Source organism: Paraburkholderia sp. SIMBA_054, from assembly GCF_046534875.1.
GTDB classification, from domain to species: Bacteria; Pseudomonadota; Gammaproteobacteria; order Burkholderiales; family Burkholderiaceae; genus Paraburkholderia; species Paraburkholderia hospita.
This window is the reverse complement of sequence record NZ_JAWRXV010000018.1, coordinates 73,291-91,055: the sequence shown is the minus strand read 5'-3', so window position 1 is coordinate 91,055 and position 17,765 is coordinate 73,291. Positions and strand designations below refer to the sequence as shown.

19 protein-coding genes are annotated in these 17,765 nt (G+C 62.3%); 7 read left to right on the top strand and 12 right to left on the bottom strand.

Features of this window, described 5'->3' with window-relative positions:
- Positions 1 to 79: 79 nt before the first annotated feature.
- Positions 80 to 2,509, top strand: a complete 2,430-nt coding sequence (locus SB822_RS22435; RefSeq protein WP_410855685.1) for a glucose/quinate/shikimate family membrane-bound PQQ-dependent dehydrogenase — start codon at positions 80 to 82, stop codon at positions 2,507 to 2,509.
- A gap of 3 nt (positions 2,510 to 2,512) precedes the next feature.
- Here the strand turns inward: SB822_RS22435 and SB822_RS22430 are convergent, their stop codons facing one another.
- Both SB822_RS22430 and SB822_RS22425 read right to left on the bottom strand, forming a co-directional pair.
- Positions 2,513 to 3,823 (bottom strand): chloride channel protein, encoded by a 1,311-nt coding sequence (locus SB822_RS22430; RefSeq protein ID WP_410855684.1) that lies wholly within the window; start codon positions 3,821 to 3,823, stop codon positions 2,513 to 2,515.
- Between the two features lie 92 nt (positions 3,824 to 3,915).
- A complete protein-coding gene (locus SB822_RS22425; RefSeq protein WP_007731186.1) occupies positions 3,916 to 4,335 on the bottom strand; it encodes a MarR family winged helix-turn-helix transcriptional regulator in 420 nt (139 codons plus the stop codon).
- A gap of 201 nt (positions 4,336 to 4,536) precedes the next feature.
- Here SB822_RS22425 and SB822_RS22420 point away from each other — a divergent pair, with 201 nt between their 5' ends.
- A complete protein-coding gene (locus SB822_RS22420) occupies positions 4,537 to 5,598 on the top strand; it encodes a class I SAM-dependent methyltransferase (RefSeq protein ID WP_410855683.1) in 1,062 nt (353 codons plus the stop codon).
- 60 nt (positions 5,599 to 5,658) lie between these two features.
- Here SB822_RS22420 and SB822_RS22415 read toward each other — a convergent pair whose 3' ends face one another.
- From SB822_RS22415 to SB822_RS22405, 3 genes are all read right to left on the bottom strand, one after another.
- The gene (locus tag SB822_RS22415; protein WP_007731183.1) at positions 5,659 to 5,892 is read right to left on the bottom strand and encodes a pentapeptide MXKDX repeat protein; all 234 of its coding nucleotides are present in this window, start codon (positions 5,890 to 5,892) and stop codon (positions 5,659 to 5,661) included.
- 68 nt (positions 5,893 to 5,960) lie between these two features.
- Positions 5,961 to 6,737, bottom strand: a complete 777-nt coding sequence (locus SB822_RS22410) for a molybdopterin-dependent oxidoreductase (RefSeq protein WP_007731181.1) — start codon at positions 6,735 to 6,737, stop codon at positions 5,961 to 5,963.
- A gap of 20 nt (positions 6,738 to 6,757) precedes the next feature.
- The gene (locus tag SB822_RS22405; protein ID WP_035536614.1) at positions 6,758 to 7,396 is read right to left on the bottom strand and encodes a cytochrome b/b6 domain-containing protein; all 639 of its coding nucleotides are present in this window, start codon (positions 7,394 to 7,396) and stop codon (positions 6,758 to 6,760) included.
- 312 nt (positions 7,397 to 7,708) lie between these two features.
- Here SB822_RS22405 and SB822_RS22400 point away from each other — a divergent pair, with 312 nt between their 5' ends.
- Entirely contained in the window at positions 7,709 to 8,257 is a 549-nt protein-coding gene (locus SB822_RS22400; protein WP_054931368.1) for a sigma-70 family RNA polymerase sigma factor, read from the top strand.
- Complete coding sequence (locus SB822_RS22395; protein ID WP_009771456.1) at positions 8,254 to 8,895, top strand: DUF1109 domain-containing protein; 642 nt, start codon at positions 8,254 to 8,256, stop codon at positions 8,893 to 8,895. Before SB822_RS22400 ends, SB822_RS22395 begins: the two co-directional genes overlap by 4 nt.
- A 14-nt stretch (positions 8,896 to 8,909) precedes the next feature.
- On the opposite strand, the gene SB822_RS22390 is transcribed toward SB822_RS22395, so the two are convergent.
- Positions 8,910 to 10,061, bottom strand: coding sequence for a citrate synthase (locus tag SB822_RS22390; RefSeq protein WP_410855736.1), 1,152 nt, complete (start codon positions 10,059 to 10,061; stop codon positions 8,910 to 8,912).
- Between the two features lie 119 nt (positions 10,062 to 10,180).
- Here SB822_RS22390 and SB822_RS22385 point away from each other — a divergent pair, with 119 nt between their 5' ends.
- The 3 genes from SB822_RS22385 (at position 10,181) to SB822_RS22375 (ending at position 12,890) form a co-directional block, all read left to right on the top strand.
- Positions 10,181 to 11,548 carry an MFS transporter gene (locus SB822_RS22385; RefSeq protein ID WP_079490592.1) on the top strand — a complete coding sequence of 456 codons (1,368 nt, stop codon included), beginning with the start codon at positions 10,181 to 10,183 and terminating at the stop codon, positions 11,546 to 11,548.
- Between the two features lie 13 nt (positions 11,549 to 11,561).
- On the top strand, positions 11,562 to 12,542 hold the full coding sequence (locus tag SB822_RS22380) for a 2-hydroxyacid dehydrogenase (protein WP_410855682.1): 981 nt from the start codon (positions 11,562 to 11,564) through the stop codon (positions 12,540 to 12,542).
- A 75-nt stretch (positions 12,543 to 12,617) separates the two neighbouring features.
- Positions 12,618 to 12,890 (top strand): DUF2934 domain-containing protein, encoded by a 273-nt coding sequence (locus SB822_RS22375; protein WP_007731171.1) that lies wholly within the window; start codon positions 12,618 to 12,620, stop codon positions 12,888 to 12,890.
- A 97-nt stretch (positions 12,891 to 12,987) separates the two neighbouring features.
- Here the strand turns inward: SB822_RS22375 and SB822_RS22370 are convergent, their stop codons facing one another.
- From SB822_RS22370 to SB822_RS22345, 6 genes are read right to left on the bottom strand one after another with little or no spacing between them, the layout of a single operon-like run.
- Positions 12,988 to 14,253 carry an MFS transporter gene (locus tag SB822_RS22370; RefSeq protein WP_410855681.1) on the bottom strand — a complete coding sequence of 422 codons (1,266 nt, stop codon included), beginning with the start codon at positions 14,251 to 14,253 and terminating at the stop codon, positions 12,988 to 12,990.
- The gene (arsH, locus tag SB822_RS22365) at positions 14,222 to 14,983 is read right to left on the bottom strand and encodes an arsenical resistance protein ArsH (protein ID WP_009771450.1); all 762 of its coding nucleotides are present in this window, start codon (positions 14,981 to 14,983) and stop codon (positions 14,222 to 14,224) included. Before arsH ends, SB822_RS22370 begins: the two co-directional genes overlap by 32 nt.
- 2 nt (positions 14,984 to 14,985) lie before the next feature.
- Entirely contained in the window at positions 14,986 to 16,077 is a 1,092-nt protein-coding gene (gene arsB / locus SB822_RS22360) for an ACR3 family arsenite efflux transporter (RefSeq protein ID WP_009771449.1), read from the bottom strand.
- Positions 16,064 to 16,585: an arsenate reductase ArsC gene (locus SB822_RS22355; RefSeq protein ID WP_079490606.1), complete on the bottom strand. Its 522-nt coding sequence runs from the start codon at positions 16,583 to 16,585 to the stop codon at positions 16,064 to 16,066. Before SB822_RS22355 ends, arsB begins: the two co-directional genes overlap by 14 nt.
- Positions 16,582 to 17,049, bottom strand: coding sequence for an ArsI/CadI family heavy metal resistance metalloenzyme (locus tag SB822_RS22350; RefSeq protein ID WP_007731159.1), 468 nt, complete (start codon positions 17,047 to 17,049; stop codon positions 16,582 to 16,584). The genes SB822_RS22355 and SB822_RS22350 overlap by 4 nt, the downstream gene beginning before the upstream one ends.
- The gene (locus tag SB822_RS22345) at positions 17,046 to 17,378 is read right to left on the bottom strand and encodes an ArsR/SmtB family transcription factor (protein WP_410855680.1); all 333 of its coding nucleotides are present in this window, start codon (positions 17,376 to 17,378) and stop codon (positions 17,046 to 17,048) included. The genes SB822_RS22350 and SB822_RS22345 overlap by 4 nt, the downstream gene beginning before the upstream one ends.
- Positions 17,379 to 17,765: the final 387 nt, after the last annotated feature.

Below are 17,765 nucleotides of genomic sequence, written 5' to 3'. Positions count from 1 at the left end.
GGTCCGCATGTTGCTAACCGATACAGGTTGAGCATCGCACGCGCAACGCGCCGTGAAGCACGAACAGGAGGCTGACAGCATGAACGACGAGAGCAAAGCGAGCACCTCTAAAGGCCCGTCGAGGCACCGGTCACCGTCCGTCGTCGCAAGATGGCTCAGTGTTCTCTTTGCCGTGCTGGCTGGTCTGTATCTGCTGATAGGCGGTATCTGGCTCGTCACGATTGGCGGCTCACCTTATTACATCGTTGCCGGCGTCGTTCTGCTCGCCGTCGCGCGGCTGATCCATCGCGGCAACGGGCTCGCGTTGTCGCTCTATTCCCTCTTGCTGATCGGCACATTGATATGGGCCGTCTTCGAAGCGGGTTTCGATTTCTGGGCGCTTGCGCCGCGCACCGATATCCTCGTTCTGTTCGGCGTCTGGCTGCTGTCGCCGTTCGTCTTCCGTCTGTTCGATGTGTCCGCTCGGCGGGGCGGCGCCGTTGCGCTCGTGGTATGCCTCGTTCTCACGGGGGTCGCGCTCGCGTATGCGGCATTCAACGACCCGCAGGAGATCAACGGCAAGGTCGCGGAAAACGCGGCCGTGTCGCCGATGCAACCCGACTCGCATGCCGGCGACTGGACGGCATACGGCCGCACGCAAGCGGGCACCCGCTATTCGCCGCTCACGCAGATCAACCAGGAAAACGCGAAAGACCTGCAGGTCGCGTGGACCTTCCAGACGGGCGACAAGAAAGGCCCGAACGATCCCGGTGAAATCACCGACGAAGTCACGCCTCTGAAGGTCGGCGACATGCTCTATCTGTGCTCGCCGCATCAGAACCTGTTCGCACTGGACGCCGCGACAGGCAAGGAGAAATGGCGCTTCGATCCGGGCCTGAAAACCGACCCGAGCTTCCAGCACGTGACCTGCCGCGGCGTGTCGTATCACGAGTCGGCGGCTGCCGCCGCCGCGAAGGACGAAGCCGCGCAACGCGCGTTGCCCGCGTGCGCGCGCCGCGTGATCCTGCCCGTCAACAACGGCCATCTTTTCGAAGTCGATGCCGCAACGGGACAGCGCTGCGCCGGCTTCGGCAACGACGGCGACCTCGACTTGCAGCATCTGCAACCGGTGACCACGGTGGGAGAGTACGAGCCGACCTCGCCGCCCATCGTCACCGACAAGATCATCGTCATGGCGGGAGCGGTGACGGACAACTATTCGACCCGCGAGCCGTCCGGCGTGATACGCGGCTTCGACGTCGAAACGGGACAACTCGTGTGGGCGTTCGATCCAGGCTCGGCCACACCGAACGCCATTCCCGACGACCAGCACACGTTCACATCGAATTCTCCCAACTCGTGGGCACCCGCCGCCTACGACGCGAAACTCGACCTCGTCTATCTGCCGATGGGCGTAAAGACGCCCGACATCTGGGGCGGCAATCGCACGCCGCAGGACGAGCGCTACGCCAGCGGGCTGCTGGCGCTGCATGCATCGACGGGCAAGCTCGCGTGGTTCTATCAGACGGTGCATCACGATCTGTGGGACATGGACCTGCCCGCGCAGCCAACCATCGCCGACATCACCGACCGCAACGGCAACGTCGTGCCCGCGATCTACGCGCCTGCGAAGACGGGCAACATCTTCGTGCTGGATCGCCGCACGGGCACGCCGATCGTGCCCGCGCCCGAGCAGCCCGTGCCGCAAGGCGCGGCCGAAGGCGATCGTGTGTCGCCGACGCAGCCGTACTCGCAACTGACTTTCCGGCCCGCGAAGAACCTATCCGGCGCCGACATGTGGGGCGCAACGATGTTCGACCAGCTCGCGTGCCGCGTGATCTTTCACCGGCTGCGCTACGAAGGCCCGTTCACGCCGCCGTCCGAAAACGGCACGCTGGTTTTTCCGGGCAATCTCGGCATGTTCGAATGGGGCGGTCTCGCCGTCGATACCGACCGGCAACTCGCAATCGCGAACCCGATCGCGCTGCCGTTCGTCTCGAAGCTCGTCGCGCGCGGGCCACACAACCCGATTCAGCCGCCAGAGAACGGCCAGGGCGGCACGGGCACGGAATCGGGCATCCAGCCGCAATATGGCGTGCCGTTTGGGGTGGAGCTGAACCCGTTCCTGTCGCCCATCGGCTTGCCTTGCAAACAGCCCGCATGGGGTTACGTGGCAGCGCTCGATCTGAAGACGAACCAGGTGGTGTGGAAAAAGCGCATCGGCACGGTTCGCGATAGCGCGCCCGTTCCGCTGCCGTTCAAGATGGGCATGCCGATGCTAGGCGGTCCGATGACGACGGCAGGCCACGTGTTCTTCATCGGCGCGACGGCCGATAACTATCTGCGCGCCTACAGCACCGACACGGGCGAAGAGCTATGGCGCGCGCGGCTTCCCGCTGGCGGCCAGGCCACGCCGATGACCTATGAAGCGAACGGCAAGCAGTACGTGGTGATCGCTGCGGGCGGACATGGGTCGTTCGGCACGAAGCTCGGCGACTATGTGATCGCGTATGCACTGCCGAACAAGTGACGCTCACTGCTTCGCGAGGTACCGCTGCGCCAGCGCTTCATAAAGCGGTGGCGCAAACAGCTTTGACATCTGGCTGGAAATGAGCGCGGTCGCCATCAGCGAGAGCACCAGCGCGTGTCCGTTGATCATCTCGATCACGATCACGAACGCGGTAATCGGACTTTGCGTGACTGCTGCAAGATAGCCGACCATGCCGAGCGCGATCAGCATCGGCAGTTGCATTTGCCCGAACACGAGATGCAGCGCGTTGCCGATGCCCGCTCCGATCGCGAGCGAAGGTGCAAACAACCCGCCCGGCGCGCCAGGCAGATACGACCCGACCATCGACGCCATCTTCAGCACCGGATAACTCGCGCCAAGCTGTGTATTGCCTTCCAGCATGCCGCGCGCTTCGGCATAGCCGCTGCCGAACGTGTGACCGCCCGCAGCCACACCGATCACCGCAATGAAGAGGCCGCACGCCGCGCCGAACGCAACCGGATGTTCTTTTCTCCACGCCACGACCCGCGCGGGCATCCAGCGATCGGTGTTCAGCAGCAGCCAGCAAAACGCGCCGCCTGCCACGCCCGTCACGACCCCCAGCATCACGACAGCAACGACGAGCAGATCGGGAAAATGCCCGTCGATGTCGATCGTGCCGAAGTACGTGTAGTTGCCCTGCAAGCCTAGCGAGACGATGCCCGCGAAGATGATCGCCGTAATCAGCACGCCGCTGGTTCGCGTTTCGAAGCTGCGTGTCAGTTCTTCGATGGCGAAGACAACGCCCGCGAGCGGCGCATTGAATGCCGCGGACAGCCCGGCAGCCGCACCGGCCAGCGCGAGTTTGCGCTCCAGGCCCACGCCGCGAAGACTGCGCAAGCGCGCCGGATAGAAGCGCCGCAGGCTGAACATCAGCGCGGCGCCGATGTGGATGGTCGGCCCTTCACGTCCGATGGTGAATCCGCCGAGAATCGACAGAAACGACACGGCGATCTTGCCGACCAGAATACGCATGTTCAGCAGACGCGGACCGAGGTCGCGCCCTTCGTGCAGCGTCGCGATGACTTGCGGAATGCCGCTGCCTTCAGCGCCCGCGAAGCAGCGCCGCGTAATCCAGACACCGAGCGCCGCGACTGCGGGTGTGAGCACGAGCGGCAGCCACCAGAACTTCGTCGTATAGCGCAGAAACGCGTCGTAGCCGAAATCGATCAGCCGCGCATACATGACGGCGACAAGCCCGGTCGCGACCGCGCCGAGCCAGAATACGCCGTAATGCAGCCAAAGCCGCCTGCCGCGCAGCAACGCGCGTCGGTCGAGAAGTACGGGAATGCGCATCGGGGCGTCAGTGTGACTAAAGCAAAGTAAGGCACATTGTGACATAAATGCGCGATCCTCCGTTTCGACACGTACAACCCGTGCGCAAATGGTTATTCGCTCGTGTCGCCGAACACCCAGCCAAATGAGCCGTAGTGCGCCTTGTGCTCGGCTGCGAGCTTGAGCAGGCAGCGCTCGCCCTTCGGCGTCAGATGCACCTGCACCTGGCGGCGATCTTCGGCGTCAGGCTTGCGCGTTACGAGACCGGCCGATTCGCAGCGCGACACGAGCGCCGCCGTGCCGTTCGGCGCGGCCTGCAGACGCTCCGCCAGTTCGCCGACAGTGGCCCACTGCCTCCCCTCGAAACCGCGCACATGCAGCAGCAATTGATATTGCAGCGTCGTAATACCCGCCGCGTTGGCGATCTCCTCGGACGCGCGCAAGAACTTGCGCAGCTCGTAACGGAATACCGACATCGCTTCCAGATCCTGTTTGCCCGGAAGGTTGCGTTTGGGCTGCCTGCTTGAACTCATCTGAAGTCCTGGTGAATGGATAAAGACACGGTGATGTTCGCGGATCATACACACGATCGAATCGCCCGCCGTCACCTGTACTTTGCCTTTCATCTGTCTTTTCAGTATCTATACTTTGCATGGGCGAAGTCGGCGAAACGCACGCATCGACGGGACGCTCTTTTCGTCATATCAATTCTGCCTTCTTCAGGGAGGTGGCACGTGCAATACGACGAACAGAAAGTGCAGGACTTCATGGAGCGCATGGTTGGAGAGTTCGGCGCGGTCGCCTCGGCGCCGCTGATCGCGCTGGGCGACCGGCTCGGCCTGTACAAGGCGATGACCGAACAGGGCTGGATGACCTCCGAACAGGTCGCCGACCGCGCCGGCCTCGCCGAGCGATACGTGCGCGAATGGCTTGCGGCGCAGGCCGCATCGGGCTTCATCCGCTACGATGCCGAAACCGCCCGCTACCAGCTCGAAAACGAAATGGCGATGTGCTTTGCCGAAGAAGGCAGCCCGACGTTCATCCCCGGTTTCGCCGACTGCGCCGAAGCGATGTTCCGCAGCCTGCCGAAGCTCGAAGGCGCATTTCGCACGGGGCTGGGCGTCGGATGGCATCAGCATCATCCATCGCTGTTCAAGGGCACAGAGCGATTCTTTCGTCCAGGCTATGCGGCGCATCTGGTCGACGAGTGGATTCCGGCTTTAATCGGTGTCGAAGCCATACTCAAGGGACGCGGCGCGAAAGTCGCGGATGTTGGCTGCGGCCACGGCATATCGACGATGCTGATGGCGCAGGCCTATCCGGACGCGACCTTCGTCGGCTTCGACTATCACGAACCGTCCGTGCAACGAGCACGAGAACTCGCGGATGAATCGGGTCTCAGCGAGCGCGTCACGTTCGAAATGGCAAGCGCACAACAATACCCGGGAAGCGACTACGATCTCGTCGCATTCTTCGATTGCCTGCACGACATGGGCGACCCGACGGGCGCGGCGGCCCATGTATTGCAATCGCTGAAGCCCGAGGGCACGTGGATGATCGTCGAGCCCTTTGCGAACGACCGGCTCGAAGACAATCTCAACCCTATCGGGCGCGTGTTTTATTCGGCATCGACGATGATCTGCACGGGCGCGTCGTTGTCGCAGGAAGGCAGAAAAGCGCTCGGCGCGCAGGCGGGCGAAGCGCGGCTCAGGGAAGTCGTGACTGCGGGCGGCTTCACGCGTTTCAGGCGCGCGACGCAAACGCCGTTCAATCTGGTTTTTCAGGCGCAGGCCTGAACGGCCCATATGGAATCAGCCGGGCGCGCATGCACGCCCGGCTTGTGCGGTTGCGCCGGCTTACTGCGACATCGCCCCCGACGCCGGATGATCCATTCCCATCGCGTCGTGCTTCTTCATCTTGTCGCTCTTCTTCATCGAATCGTGCGACATGTTGTCCTTTTTCATCGCGTCGTGCGACATGCTGTCTTTGCTCATCGCATCGTTTGCCATCGCGCCGCTTGCCTGCGCGAATGCAGCCGTCGTGCCTAACGCCATCGCTGCTGCGAATACTGCCGTCATCAGTCGTTTCATTGCTCATCTCCTTGCTGGGTTGAAATTGGTATCCGGCATGACCGGAACCGGAAAAAGAAGAACTGCGCTCAGGAACCGCCGAACCAGTTGTAGCCCTGATCGACCCAATAGCCGCCGGGATAGGTATTGGTAACGAAGATCTCGACGATATGCTTCGGGTTCTTGTAGCCGAGCTTGGTCGGCATCCGCAGCTTCATCGGGTAGCCGTATTTCGCAGGCAAACGTTCGCCGTCGTATTCGAACGTGAGCAAGGTCTGCGGATGCAGCGCCGTCGGCATGTCGATGCTCTCGTAGTAGTCGTCGGCGCAGCGAAAGCCGACATACTTCGCGCTCGTATCCGCCCCGACGCGGCGGAGGAACTCCGCGAACGGCGTGCCGCCCCAGCGTCCGATTGCGCTCCACCCTTCCACGCAGATATGCCGCGTGATCTGCTCCGCGTGCGGCAGCGCGTACAACTCGGGCAGCGTCCACACGCGTTGCCCTGTCACGAGACCGCTCACCTTCAGCCGATAGTCGCTGCCGTTCACTTCGGGCACGTCGTCGATGCCGTAGAACGCATTGAACGGAAAGGGCCGCGTGAGTTGCGCTTCGGTGTAGGTCGGCGCGAGCTGGTTTGGATCGAACAGGAACGCCTGCGCGCGATCGTTCAGCCGTGAGACGGCAGTCAGAAATGCGTTGACCGATTTGTCGTCGGTGATCGAGCAGCCTGTGAGCAGCGACAGGCCGCCCAAGGTCAACAGGCGCTTGCCGAACAGACGGCGCGAAGGCATGTCCAGTTCGCGGCGCGCATCCGCGAGAATCGCTGCGCGGTCGAGCTTGATGATGGGTTTGTCGTCGGTCTTCATGTCGTGTCCTCGGGCGGAAATCAGCGGCCGCGCAACATGGTCAGGAGCGAGCGCGGCACGAGCGCGACCATCGCGACATGCACGACGACGAACGCCGCCATCACAGCCATCGCGCAGAAGTGAACGATGCGCGCGTTGTCATAGCCGCCCATCAGCTCGCGCAACAGCGGAAACTGGACCGACTTCCAGATCGCAAGCCCCGACAGCACGAGCACCACGAGATCGACGATCACGACGAGATACGCGAGCTTCTGCACCGCGTTGTACTGGCGCAAATCTGTGTGAGCGAGCTTGCCGCTCAATGCGGCGAGGAAGTCGCGCAGCACGGCGCGCGGCGAGATCGGGAAGAACTTCGCGACGAGGCGCCCGCTTGCGATGTTCAGCGCGAGATACACGATGCCGTTGAACACCAGCAGCCACATCGCCGCGAAGTGCCATTGCAGCGCGCCGCCAAGCCAGCCGCCGAGGGTAATAGACGGTGGAATCACGATGTTGTGAAACACCGGCGACGCGTCATAGATGCGCCAGCCCGAGAACATCATCACGAGTGCGGCGAAAGCATTGAGCCAATGCGTGATGCGCAGCCAGATCGGATGAATCGGTGCATTGCGCGGTGCGGTTTCGGGTGCCGGAGTGAGGGTCGCTTTCATCGTGTCCATGTCGATCACCATGACGGTCTGATACACGTCAATTCGTCAGGGACACGGGATTGGTTACAGCCTCGCGTGCTTTTTCGAGCAATTCACTCCGCTCGCGAAAAAATTTCGAACACGTGTAACCGGAAACGGTGAAACGACGAATTAACCCGGTAAAGGAGGCGGGTGACGACGATGGACGACGACCGCGCTATAGTGGCGCATCACGGCTTCGGCTGTGCCGAAACGCTCGATCTGAAGCTCAGCGCCCCGCTCGCCGCGGCAGCGAGCCACGTGCACGTCTCGTCGTCTCGCCGTCCTGCCAATAAGGGAGCCATGTTGCAAGAAGCGGAAAGCCGCCTGAAAGCATTGTTCGTGCGCGGACTCGACGGCGATGCCGACGCTTATCGCAGCTTTCTGCAGGCACTCACGCGGCACCTGCGCGGCTTTCTGCGCAGACGCATTCCGCACTATCGCGACGACGTCGAAGACCTCGTCCAGGAGATTCTGCTCGCAGTGCATAATGCGCGTCACACCTATCGTCCGGACGAACCGCTGACTGCGTGGCTGCATGCGATCGCCCGCTACAAGCTGATGGATTTCTTCCGTTCGCGCGCACGCCGCGAATCCCTCAACGATCCGCTCGACGACTACGCCGAGCTGCTCGCCGACACCGACGACGAACCCGCTCAGGCGCGCCACGATATCGGCAAGCTGCTTGAACATCTGCCCGACAAGCAGCGATTGCCCATCGTTCACATGAAGCTCGAAGGCCTGTCGGTGACGGAGACGGCGCGCATCACGGGCCTGTCCGAATCGGCCGTTAAGGTCGGCGTGCACAGGGGTCTCAAGGCGCTGTCCGCGCTCATTCGGGGGCTGCGATGAAGACCGACGATCTCATTGGCCTGCTGTCGAACCAGGTGACGCGTATCGAGCGCGGCGCTGTTGCGCGCCGCTTCACCAAAGCGCTGCTGCTCGGCGCGTTGGGCTCGCTGATCCTGATGAGCGTGGTGTTCGGCGTGCGGCACGATCTGGGCAGCGTCGCGCGCACCACGATCTTCTGGGCGAAGATGGCGTATCCGCTTGCGATCGCGGTGGGCGCGATGCTCGCCGTGATGCGGCTCGGCCGACCGGGCGCGCGTGCGGGCTATTCGTGGGCGATCATCGCGTTGCCGTTTGTCGCGGTGTGGATCGCGAGCATGATGGTGCTCGACAGCGCGGCGCCCGGCACGCGCTTGCCGATCGTGCTCGGTCATACGTGGCGCACGTGCCCGTTCAATATCGTGCTGCTGTCGGTGCCGACGTTTCCTGCCGTGTTCTGGGCCGTCAAGTCCCTTGCGCCGACGCAGTTGCGGCTCGCGGGTGCCGTCGCCGGGCTGCTTGCGAGTTCCACTGCGACGATCGTGTATTGCCTGCATTGCCCGGAGATGAGCCCGGCGTTCTGGAGCGTGTGGTACGCGATCGGGATGTTGCTGCCCGCGGGCATCGGCGCGTGGCTGGGGCCGAAGCTGTTGCGCTGGTAGGGACGGCGCGGGGCTCAAGCTTCGAGGTCGTCTCCTTCGGCGACGGCAGGCCCGATATAGTGCGCGCGAGGACGCAACAGACTGCCGCTCGTCATCTGTTCGATGGAGTGCGCGGCCCAGCCTACGCTTCTTGCGATCGCGAACAGCGCGAAGGCCGCGTCTCTTTGCAGCTCACAATGCTCGACGAGTGCGGCAAGCGCAATATCGATAGTGGGCTGCATGCCCGTCGAGCTGTCCACGCAAGCGATCAGCTCGCCCGTCGTTTGCGACGGCGCTAACATCGACAGCAGACAGGCTGCTCGCGGATCGCCTTGCGGGTAAAGCTCGTGTCCAAAACCGGGTAACGACTTGTTATCGGCGAGCCGGCGTCGCACGGTCTGCTCGGCTCCCGAATGGCGCGCATCGTCGATCAACGCATGCACTCGTGTAATCGCGTCGCCGTGCAACGGCCCGGAGAATGCGGCAAGTCCCGCCAGCATGCACGCACCAAGCGACGCACCCGTCGACGCAGCAACACGGGCAGCAAACGCCGAGCTGGTCAGTTCCTGATCCGCGAGCAGCACGAGCGTCCTGCGCAAAAGCTCCGCGTGCCGCTCAGCCCGCCATGCACGAGCGATGCGCAGATGCAGCGGCCCCTCGTCCGAATCGAGCCCGACAAAAGCACTCGCGAGATGGCCGACCAATCCGGCCGCGTCCTCATGCATGCGCTCGACGTCCCGCACATGAACCGACCCGCCCTCAGCGGCCGCCATGCTCATTGCGGCAAAGACACGCGCTCTTGCGGAACCTTCCATCCTGACCGGTTGGGAAGCCGGAAAGCGCGGCCGTTCGGCCGAGTCCCACAACAGTTGCGCTGCTTCCTCCAGCGTCGCGGTCGCGGCCATTTGAATCGCGTCCTTGCCGCGGTAATACAGCCTGCCACGAACGATGGTCGAGATATGCGTATTGATGATGGGCTCGCCCCACGCCATCGTGCTCGCCGCGATGTTCTTGCGCGCGCGCCCAAGGTCGCGCTTTTTCATCAGCATCGAAATATCCGACGCGCGATACAGCTTGCGGCTGATGTGATCCGGGTCCCAGCGAACCTCGATCTGACCGCGGCTGACATAGGCGTATAGCGTCTGCTTGCGCACGCAGAGCGCCGCGCACGCCTCCTCCTGTGTCATCCAGTTCTTCACGTTGATTGACTCAATCAAGGTTGACGGTCATAGGTGCCGCCGGTTTAATGCAAAACATAAACACACAAAAAAATCCGCACGACGCGCGCACCAAGGAGGAGATATCGATGGCTTCAGACCGAACGACCCAGTATATATCGACGGCATCGGAGCGCATGACGCGCACGCGCTACTCGATCCTCGCGACGATCCTGCTGCTGGCGACGGTCGCCTATGCGGACCGCGCGATCCTGTCGATTGCAGGGCCCGGCATCGCGAAGGAATTCGGCCTGAATCACGTGCAGTTGGGCTATGTGCTGTCGGCATTCAGCTGGGCGTATGTGGTGGGTCAGATTCCAGGCGGCCTGCTGCTCGACCGGTTCGGCACCAAGAAGATGTATGGCGCAACGCTCATTCTGTGGTCGATCGCGACCATGCTGGTCGGCTTCATCGGCAACGTCACGTCGGATGTCTCCGTTGCACTTGCGCTGCTGTTTGCGCTGCGCTTCGCGCTCGGCCTGATCGAGGCACCGAGTTTCCCGGCGAACGGCCGCGTCGCGGTCATGTGGTTCCCGAAGGAAGAGCGCGGGCTCGCGACATCGCTGTTCGCTTCCGCTTCCTACTTCGCGGTGGCGATCTTCTCGCCTTTCGCGGGCTGGCTCACGGCGAAGTTCGGCTGGCCCTCGCCCTTCATCGCGCTTGGACTCATCGGCATTGCAGCGGCTGGCCTGTGGGCCGTCGTCATGCACGAACCGCGCAACCATCCGCGCGTATCGTCGAGCGAGCTCGATCACATCATTGCGGGCGGCGCGATGATCGACATCGACTCGAAACACGAACTGCAGGCACGCCCCGCCGTGTCGTGGGCGCTCGTACGGACGCTGCTCGGCAACCGGATGCTGTGGTGCTCGTATATCGGCCAGTACTGCACCATCGCGCTGAGCTATTTCTTCATCACGTGGTTCCCGATCTATCTCGTGCAGGCACGCGGCATGAACGTCATGGAAGCGGGTTTCGCAACGATGATTCCCGCCGTGTCCGGCTTTCTCGGCGGCATTGCGGGCGGCGTGATCTCCGATATGCTCATCCGTCACGGCTGGAGCGTTTCGTGGGCGCGCAAGACCCCGTATATCGTCGGCATGCTGGTGGGCTGCTGCCTCGTGCTGTCCGCCTTCACCGAGAGCAATCTCCTGATCGTGCTGCTGATGACGCTTGCGTTCTTCGGCAAAGGCACTGCTGCGGGCGCGGGCACGTGGGCGATCGTCAGCGACACGGCGCCGCGCGAAGCGGTTGGCCTTGCGGGCGCGATCTTCAATTGCGTCGGCAACATCGGCGGCATCGTCACGCCGATCGCGTTCGGCTACATCGTGCAGGCAACGGGCGGCTATACAGTCGGGCTCTACTTCGTCGCTGCGCACTGCCTCGTCGCGGCAGTCGTCTACCTGCTGTTCATGGGCAATATCAAGCGCGTGCAGATGCGCACGCCCGGCACTTAATGGAAATCAAACTATGCAACAAGCGGACACGCTGAAGCCAACCGTACTCAACGCGGCGGAATTGCCCGAGTGGACTAATGCGGAACTCAGAGCGCTTTTCAATGTTCTCGATCTGCCGAAAGATCCCGACGCCGCCGCTGCGTTTCTGGCGAAGCATGGTCATGAAGTGCGCGGCATTGCGTTACGCAAGACGAAGATCGACGCAACGTTTCTCGACGCCGTGCCTGCTGTCGAGATCATTTCGAGCTACAGCGCAGGTCTCGACAATCTGGACGTGCAGGCAACCAGGTTGCGCGGCATCACGATTGAAAACACGTCACACATTCTGGCCGAAGACGTCGCGAATGCAGCCGTCGGTCTTGCGCTTGCCGTCACCCGCGACTTCATCAGCGCGGACGCCTTCGTCCGCACGGGAACGTGGCCTGAGCACGGACAATATCCGCTTGGACGTTCGATCTCGCGCATGAAGGTCGGGATCGTCGGACTCGGCACGATTGGGTCCGCAATCGCGAAGCGCCTGCAAGCATTTGGCTCGAACCTCGCGTATTTCGGCCCGAGCCGGAAAACGGTCGATATTCCGTACTATGACGACGTCGCCCATCTCGCGCGCGATTGCGACATGCTGATTCTGACCTGCCCGCTTTCTCCTTCCACGCATCATCTCGTCAATGCAGCCGTGCTCGATGCGCTTGGACCTCGCGGGTATCTCGTGAACATTTCACGCGGGCCTGTGGTCGACGAAGCGGCGCTGATTGCCGCGTTGGCGCAAGACGGGATTGCGGGCGCGGCGCTCGATGTTTTCGAGTACGAACCGGTCGTTCCCGAAGCGCTAATACGCGATCGCAGAGTAGTGTTGACGCCGCATATCGGCTCGGCGACGGACGAAACGCGCCGGAGCATGGCGGAGAACGTCGTCGATACGCTTGCCAGGCATTTCGGGCTCCCCGGCCCGCGCGGCAGGCAAATTGACGCTGCCGTCGAAAGTATCGGATGACATTGCCGACGTCGTTCCAGGATCAGGCATCGCGAATGCTCAATGCCAAGGCGCTATTGATCCCGGGAGAACGACATGGCTGAATATGATGGCGAACGCAGCACCGACGAACGGATTCGCGAACGTGCGTATCAACTTTGGGAGCGGGACGACGACCCCAGGAAACATGCCGACGAGTACTGGGATACGGCACGCCGGCAGATCGAAGCCGAGGGCGCGGATGATGCGCCCGTCGAGCCTCCGATCGAGCAATCCGACAAGCGACAGCTGGAAAGCGAAGACCCGCAGGAAGGCGAAAGCCCGAATGGAGATGCTGCAGGCAAGCCGCGTGCGAAGCGGACGCGGTGACTAACGCGGAGTGAAATCGTCACGCCACCGTGCAGGTTCTACGTATGCTTGCATCTCGTAGAACCTGCAAAAAATCAGGTCTCCAGCGGACCTGATCTCATGACGTGCTGCTTCCTCGCGCAGTGAGCGTGGAGGTCACTCGAGCCGCCGATCGCACAGCGAACACGAAAGCGCCTGCCGACACCAGCGACACAATCAGCACCGTCCATTCGACGGGGAGATAGTTGTCCGTCATCGCCCATATTGCCGCCGCCGAGATCGGTGCAATGCCTTTCGCGATGTTCGACGGCATCGAAAGAAGGCCGCTCACCGCGCCGTAGCCTTCCGTCCAGAGGATGTTCTGGACAATCGTCCCGCGCAGAATGGTCATCATGCCGTTGGCGCCGCCGTACACAACCGCGAACAGGATGAGCCCAGCCGTGGACGTGCCGACGCACATCAGGATCACGACCGAGGCGGGGAAAGCCGTGGTGACCACAATGCCGATGATGGCCGGACGCACGTTCCTGCCGGCCGTGAACCACAGGACCCGCGCAAGTACCTGTGCCGGCCCGATGGTTGCCATCGTAGCGAGTGTCGCGGCAGGCGACACTGCACGCTCGGTCATTAGCGGAACGAGGTGGAACGTCAAGGCGGCAAATGTCGAATAGTAGGCAGTGAAGCAGACGGCGAGTCCCCAGAATGCGGGCGTTCGCAAGGCGCGTCGCGTTGATTCCCTGCTGGTCGCGTTGAACGTACTTCGATCTGATACGCCATCCGCGCGTGCGTTCCGTCGAATAGCAAACACGTGGATAGGAAGACAAACAGCGACGTTAGCGAGCGCCAGCACGATCAGCGCGCCGCGCCAGTGATACCCGTCGATCAGGACCTGTGTCAGCGGAATGAACACAGTGCTCGCGAATCCCGCCACGAGCGTTATCAGCGTGATCCTTCCCGGATAGCTGGCCGGAAAATCGCGCGTGATGACGGCGAACACAGGGTCGTAGAGCGTCGCCGCCATGGCAATGCCGAGCCCTACCCATACGGCAAACAGCGTGGACAGACTGTGAGCCTGCGACCACACAGCGAGCATCGCCGTTGCGAGGATCGTGCCGCCCGTCATCACCATGCGGCCGTGTCCACGGTCTATGAGCGTCCCGACCGGGTAGGCTGCGAAGCCCGAGACCAGCAGGCCCGTCGAGAGCGCGGCGTTCGTCGCTGTGCGGCTCCATCCCATCGTGCTTTCCATCGGCACGACAAAAAGCGAAAACGCATAGTAGATGGAGCCCCACGAAACCAGCTGCGCGACCGCGAGCGCCCACGTCTCTATCCGCGCATGAACGTGATCGGGCTCATTCAGTTTCGCTGTCGTCGGTGTCGGCATTCGAACTGGTTTCGTGTCGCATCGCCGCGCTGGCAAGCGTGCTCGCCGGCGCGGGCGCTGCCTCCTTCCGTTCACTATAGCGATCGGTCAGATAGTCCGAACGATCCCGGACAAGCAGCGTGAATTTGAACAGCTCTTCCATCACGTCGACCACGCGGTCGTAGTAGGCAGAGGGCTTCATCCGGCCGTCGGAATCGAACTCCTGATAGGCCTTCGCAACCGACGACTGGTTGGGGATCGTCACCATCCGCATCCAGCGGCCGAGCACGCGCAGCGCATTCACCGCGTTGAAAGACTGCGAGCCGCCACACACCTGCATGACAGCGAGCGTGCGGCCTTGCGTCGGCCGTATTCCCGCGCTTTCGAGCGGCAGCCAGTCGATCTGGTTCTTGAACACGGCCGTCAGATTGCCGTGACGCTCAGGGCTGCACCATACCTGCCCCTCGGACCACTCCGACAGTTTGCGCAGTTCGATCACCTTCGGATGGTCTGCCGGGACGCTATCGGCGAGCGGCAGGCCGTGAGGATCGAACACACGTGTGTCCGCGCCGAAATGCCGGAGGATGCGCTCGGCTTCGAGCGTAAGCAGCCGGCTGTACGACGTGGCCCGCAGCGACCCATACAGCAGCAGGATGCGCGGCGGATGCGTCGATGTAGCCGCGGGTGTCAGCTTCTCCAGTTGCGGTGTTTCGAGATGTGAAGCGCTGATGTTCGGCAGATCGCTCAGCATGGTCAGTTTCTCCGAAGGCTGGCCGCAGCTTGCCGATGCCCTGATTCATACCAGAGCTGTGAACGGTTCACGATGCCGACCACCAGCAGCATCACGGGCACCTCGATCAATACGCCGACTACTGTCGCGAGCGCGGCGCCCGAGTGAAAACCGAACAGACTGATTGCCGTGGCGACTGCGAGTTCGAAGAAGTTGCTCGCGCCAATGAGACTGGATGGTCCAGCCACGCAATGTGCGACGCCAAGCCGGCGATTGAGCAGGTAGGCAAGCCCCGAGTTCAGAAACACCTGAACGAGGATCGGCACAGCGAGCATCGCGATCACCAGCGGCTGCGCGACGATCGCCTGGCCTTGAAACGCGAACAGCAGGACCAGCGTCGCAAGCAATGCGCAGATCGACCACGGGCCAAGGCGCGCAACGACGCTGCGAAAATGCGCTTCGCCGCGCGCCAGCAGATGGCGCCGCAGCAGTTGCGCGAGGATGACGGGAATGACGATGTACAGACAGACGGACGCGATCAGCGTATCCCACGGCACCGTAATCGCAGACAAGCCGAGCAGCAACGCGACGAGGGGAGCGAACGCCACGATCATGATCGAGTCGTTCAGCGCGACCTGCGACAACGTGAAATACGGATCGCCCTTGCACAGCTGCGACCACACGAACACCATCGCCGTGCAGGGCGCGGCGGCCAGCAGGATCAGACCCGCGACGTAGCTGTCGAGCTGCTCGACGGGCAGCCAAGGCCGGAACACGTGACGGATGAACAGCCAACCGAGCAGCGCCATCGAGAACGGCTTGACGAGCCAGTTGACCGCAAGGGTCACGCCGATGCCGCGCCATTGGCTGCCGACCTGCTTCATCGCCGCGAAGTCGATCTTGACGAGCATCGGGATAATCATGATCCAGATCAGCACCCCGACGGGCACGTTGACGTGCGCCACTTCCATACGGCCTATCGCCTGAAACACGCGCGGAAGTATCTGCCCGAACACCACACCGGCAACGATGCACAGCGCAACCCATAGCGTCAGATAGCGCTCGAAAAAACCAATCGCCGGGCGCACGGCTGTGCGAGCCTCAGTGCTGCTCATTGGCTTCTTCTGCCGGGCGTTCGCCGATCGCGCGCATTTCGCGCTGGATCGCGTTGTGATCGAGAACATGCAAAGGCAGGTTCACGAATTGGTTCACGCGGTTCATGATCTGTCGATAGACCTTGTCGAAGACTTTACGCTTCTCGTCGTCGGTTCCCTGGAAGGCCGCGGGATCTTCGAATCCCCAATGCGCCGTCACGGGCTTGCCAGGCCAGATCGGACAGACCTCGCCAGCAGCCTGATCGCACACGGTGATGACAAAGTCCATCTGCGGCGCGTCGGGTTTGGCGAACTCGTCCCAACTCTTGCTGCGCATCTGTGCCGTGTCATAGCCCAGCGCGTTGCATCGCTCGACCGCGAACGGATTGACCGCGCCGGATGGATGGCTGCCCGCGCTGTATGCGCGAAAGCGGCCTTTGCCAAGCACGTTGAACAGCGCTTCAGCCATGATGCTGCGCGCGCTGTTGCCCGTGCAAAGGATCAGGACGGAATAAGGTTTGTCGCTCATTGGCGGCTCCGGATTGAAATCGCGGTCTCGGACGGCACGCAACAGGCTGCCGTCGATCCGCTTACTGGTAATGCCTCGATATGGGACTGTCCATAGACGGGCGCCGATTCGAGCGTTCGAAAGGTTTCCCACGCGACGCCTTGCGGATCGACGGTCCACGCCTTGTCGGACTTCGCATAGCAACACGTGGTGCCGCTCTGGTGCTGCACAGGGAGTGCGGCCGCAGCGAAGCGCGCGTTCATCTCGGCAAGTTCTTCATCGGTTTCGACCTGGATGCCGATGTGGTCGACGCCCGGCTTCGCACCGCGTTGGGAGATCGCAAAGTTCACGGGCGGATCGGTCAACTCCCACTTGCAATAGTCGCTCTTCGTAACCGTCGGCTCGACGTTGCCGAACACCGCGCTATAAAAGCGGACGCTGTCCGCAAGGTTCTCGACCGCGACGTGGATGTGCATGCGTTTCATGGCTTGTCTCCGCAGCAGTTGGAAAGATCGCTGGCGGCGCAGGGGACGCCGGCGCAACAGTTCTCCGTGAGAAAGCCGATCAGCGTGGTCATCGCATCGAAGTTGGCGGTGTAGATGACGAAGCGCCCCTCCTGTCGCGAACTCACCAGTTCAGCGTGCGTGAGGTCTTTCAGGTGAAACGACAGGCCGGAAGGCGAAATCCCCAACTGCTGCGCGACTTCACCCGCTGCCATGCCTTCAGGGCCGGCAATGACAAGCTGGCGAAAGATGGCGAGGCGGGATTCGTGAGCGAGCGCGCCGAGCGCGCGTACGGCATTGATCGTGTCCATGTGGACTACTTTACCCGTTCCATTTCTATATTTCAAGAAATGTTGAAATGATAGCGTTTCAGGGACAGGACTGATCGTTTAGCCGTGGAGCAATCGCACCGCGTGGTTGATTGCGAAATGCGGGCTAGTTTATAGAAGCGCCGGGTATTCTCGGCGTGGTGGATTCAGACTCGCCAGCGAAACAAATCGGCCTCGAATGGGCGCGCGCATGGGTCGATAACCACGCGTGAAGCGCCGCTTCCGCCCCGCGCTGGCGGTATTCCGAATATTGGCGAGCCCGTTTCTGTTGATACCCTCGAGCGCGATGACGCCGCCCTCATGAAATGCGCCACGGCCTTGCCGACGGCGTGACTACGCAACCTCGCGCCGGCGCCTTTTCACGACAAT

Bases quoted from the DNA above. Each gene is read 5' to 3' on its own strand.
- SB822_RS22435 (WP_410855685.1), top strand. From the start codon at position 80: ATGAACGACGAGAGCAAAGCGAGCACCTCTAAAGGCCCGTCGAGGCAC.
- SB822_RS22430 (WP_410855684.1), bottom strand. From the start codon at position 3,823: ATGCGCATTCCCGTACTTCTCGACCGACGCGCGTTGCTGCGCGGCAGG.
- SB822_RS22425 (WP_007731186.1), bottom strand. From the start codon at position 4,335: ATGAGTTCAAGCAGGCAGCCCAAACGCAACCTTCCGGGCAAACAGGAT.
- SB822_RS22415 (WP_007731183.1), bottom strand. From the start codon at position 5,892: ATGAAACGACTGATGACGGCAGTATTCGCAGCAGCGATGGCGTTAGGC.
- SB822_RS22410 (WP_007731181.1), bottom strand. From the start codon at position 6,737: ATGAAGACCGACGACAAACCCATCATCAAGCTCGACCGCGCAGCGATT.
- SB822_RS22405 (WP_035536614.1), bottom strand. From the start codon at position 7,396: ATGGACACGATGAAAGCGACCCTCACTCCGGCACCCGAAACCGCACCG.
- SB822_RS22400 (WP_054931368.1), top strand. From the start codon at position 7,709: ATGTTGCAAGAAGCGGAAAGCCGCCTGAAAGCATTGTTCGTGCGCGGA.
- SB822_RS22395 (WP_009771456.1), top strand. From the start codon at position 8,254: ATGAAGACCGACGATCTCATTGGCCTGCTGTCGAACCAGGTGACGCGT.
- SB822_RS22390 (WP_410855736.1), bottom strand. From the start codon at position 10,061: ATGACACAGGAGGAGGCGTGCGCGGCGCTCTGCGTGCGCAAGCAGACG.
- SB822_RS22385 (WP_079490592.1), top strand. From the start codon at position 10,181: ATGGCTTCAGACCGAACGACCCAGTATATATCGACGGCATCGGAGCGC.
- SB822_RS22380 (WP_410855682.1), top strand. From the start codon at position 11,562: ATGCAACAAGCGGACACGCTGAAGCCAACCGTACTCAACGCGGCGGAA.
- SB822_RS22375 (WP_007731171.1), top strand. From the start codon at position 12,618: ATGGCTGAATATGATGGCGAACGCAGCACCGACGAACGGATTCGCGAA.
- SB822_RS22370 (WP_410855681.1), bottom strand. From the start codon at position 14,253: ATGCCGACACCGACGACAGCGAAACTGAATGAGCCCGATCACGTTCAT.
- arsH (WP_009771450.1), bottom strand. From the start codon at position 14,983: ATGCTGAGCGATCTGCCGAACATCAGCGCTTCACATCTCGAAACACCG.
- arsB (WP_009771449.1), bottom strand. From the start codon at position 16,077: ATGAGCAGCACTGAGGCTCGCACAGCCGTGCGCCCGGCGATTGGTTTT.
- SB822_RS22355 (WP_079490606.1), bottom strand. From the start codon at position 16,585: ATGAGCGACAAACCTTATTCCGTCCTGATCCTTTGCACGGGCAACAGC.
- SB822_RS22350 (WP_007731159.1), bottom strand. From the start codon at position 17,049: ATGAAACGCATGCACATCCACGTCGCGGTCGAGAACCTTGCGGACAGC.
- SB822_RS22345 (WP_410855680.1), bottom strand. From the start codon at position 17,378: ATGGACACGATCAATGCCGTACGCGCGCTCGGCGCGCTCGCTCACGAA.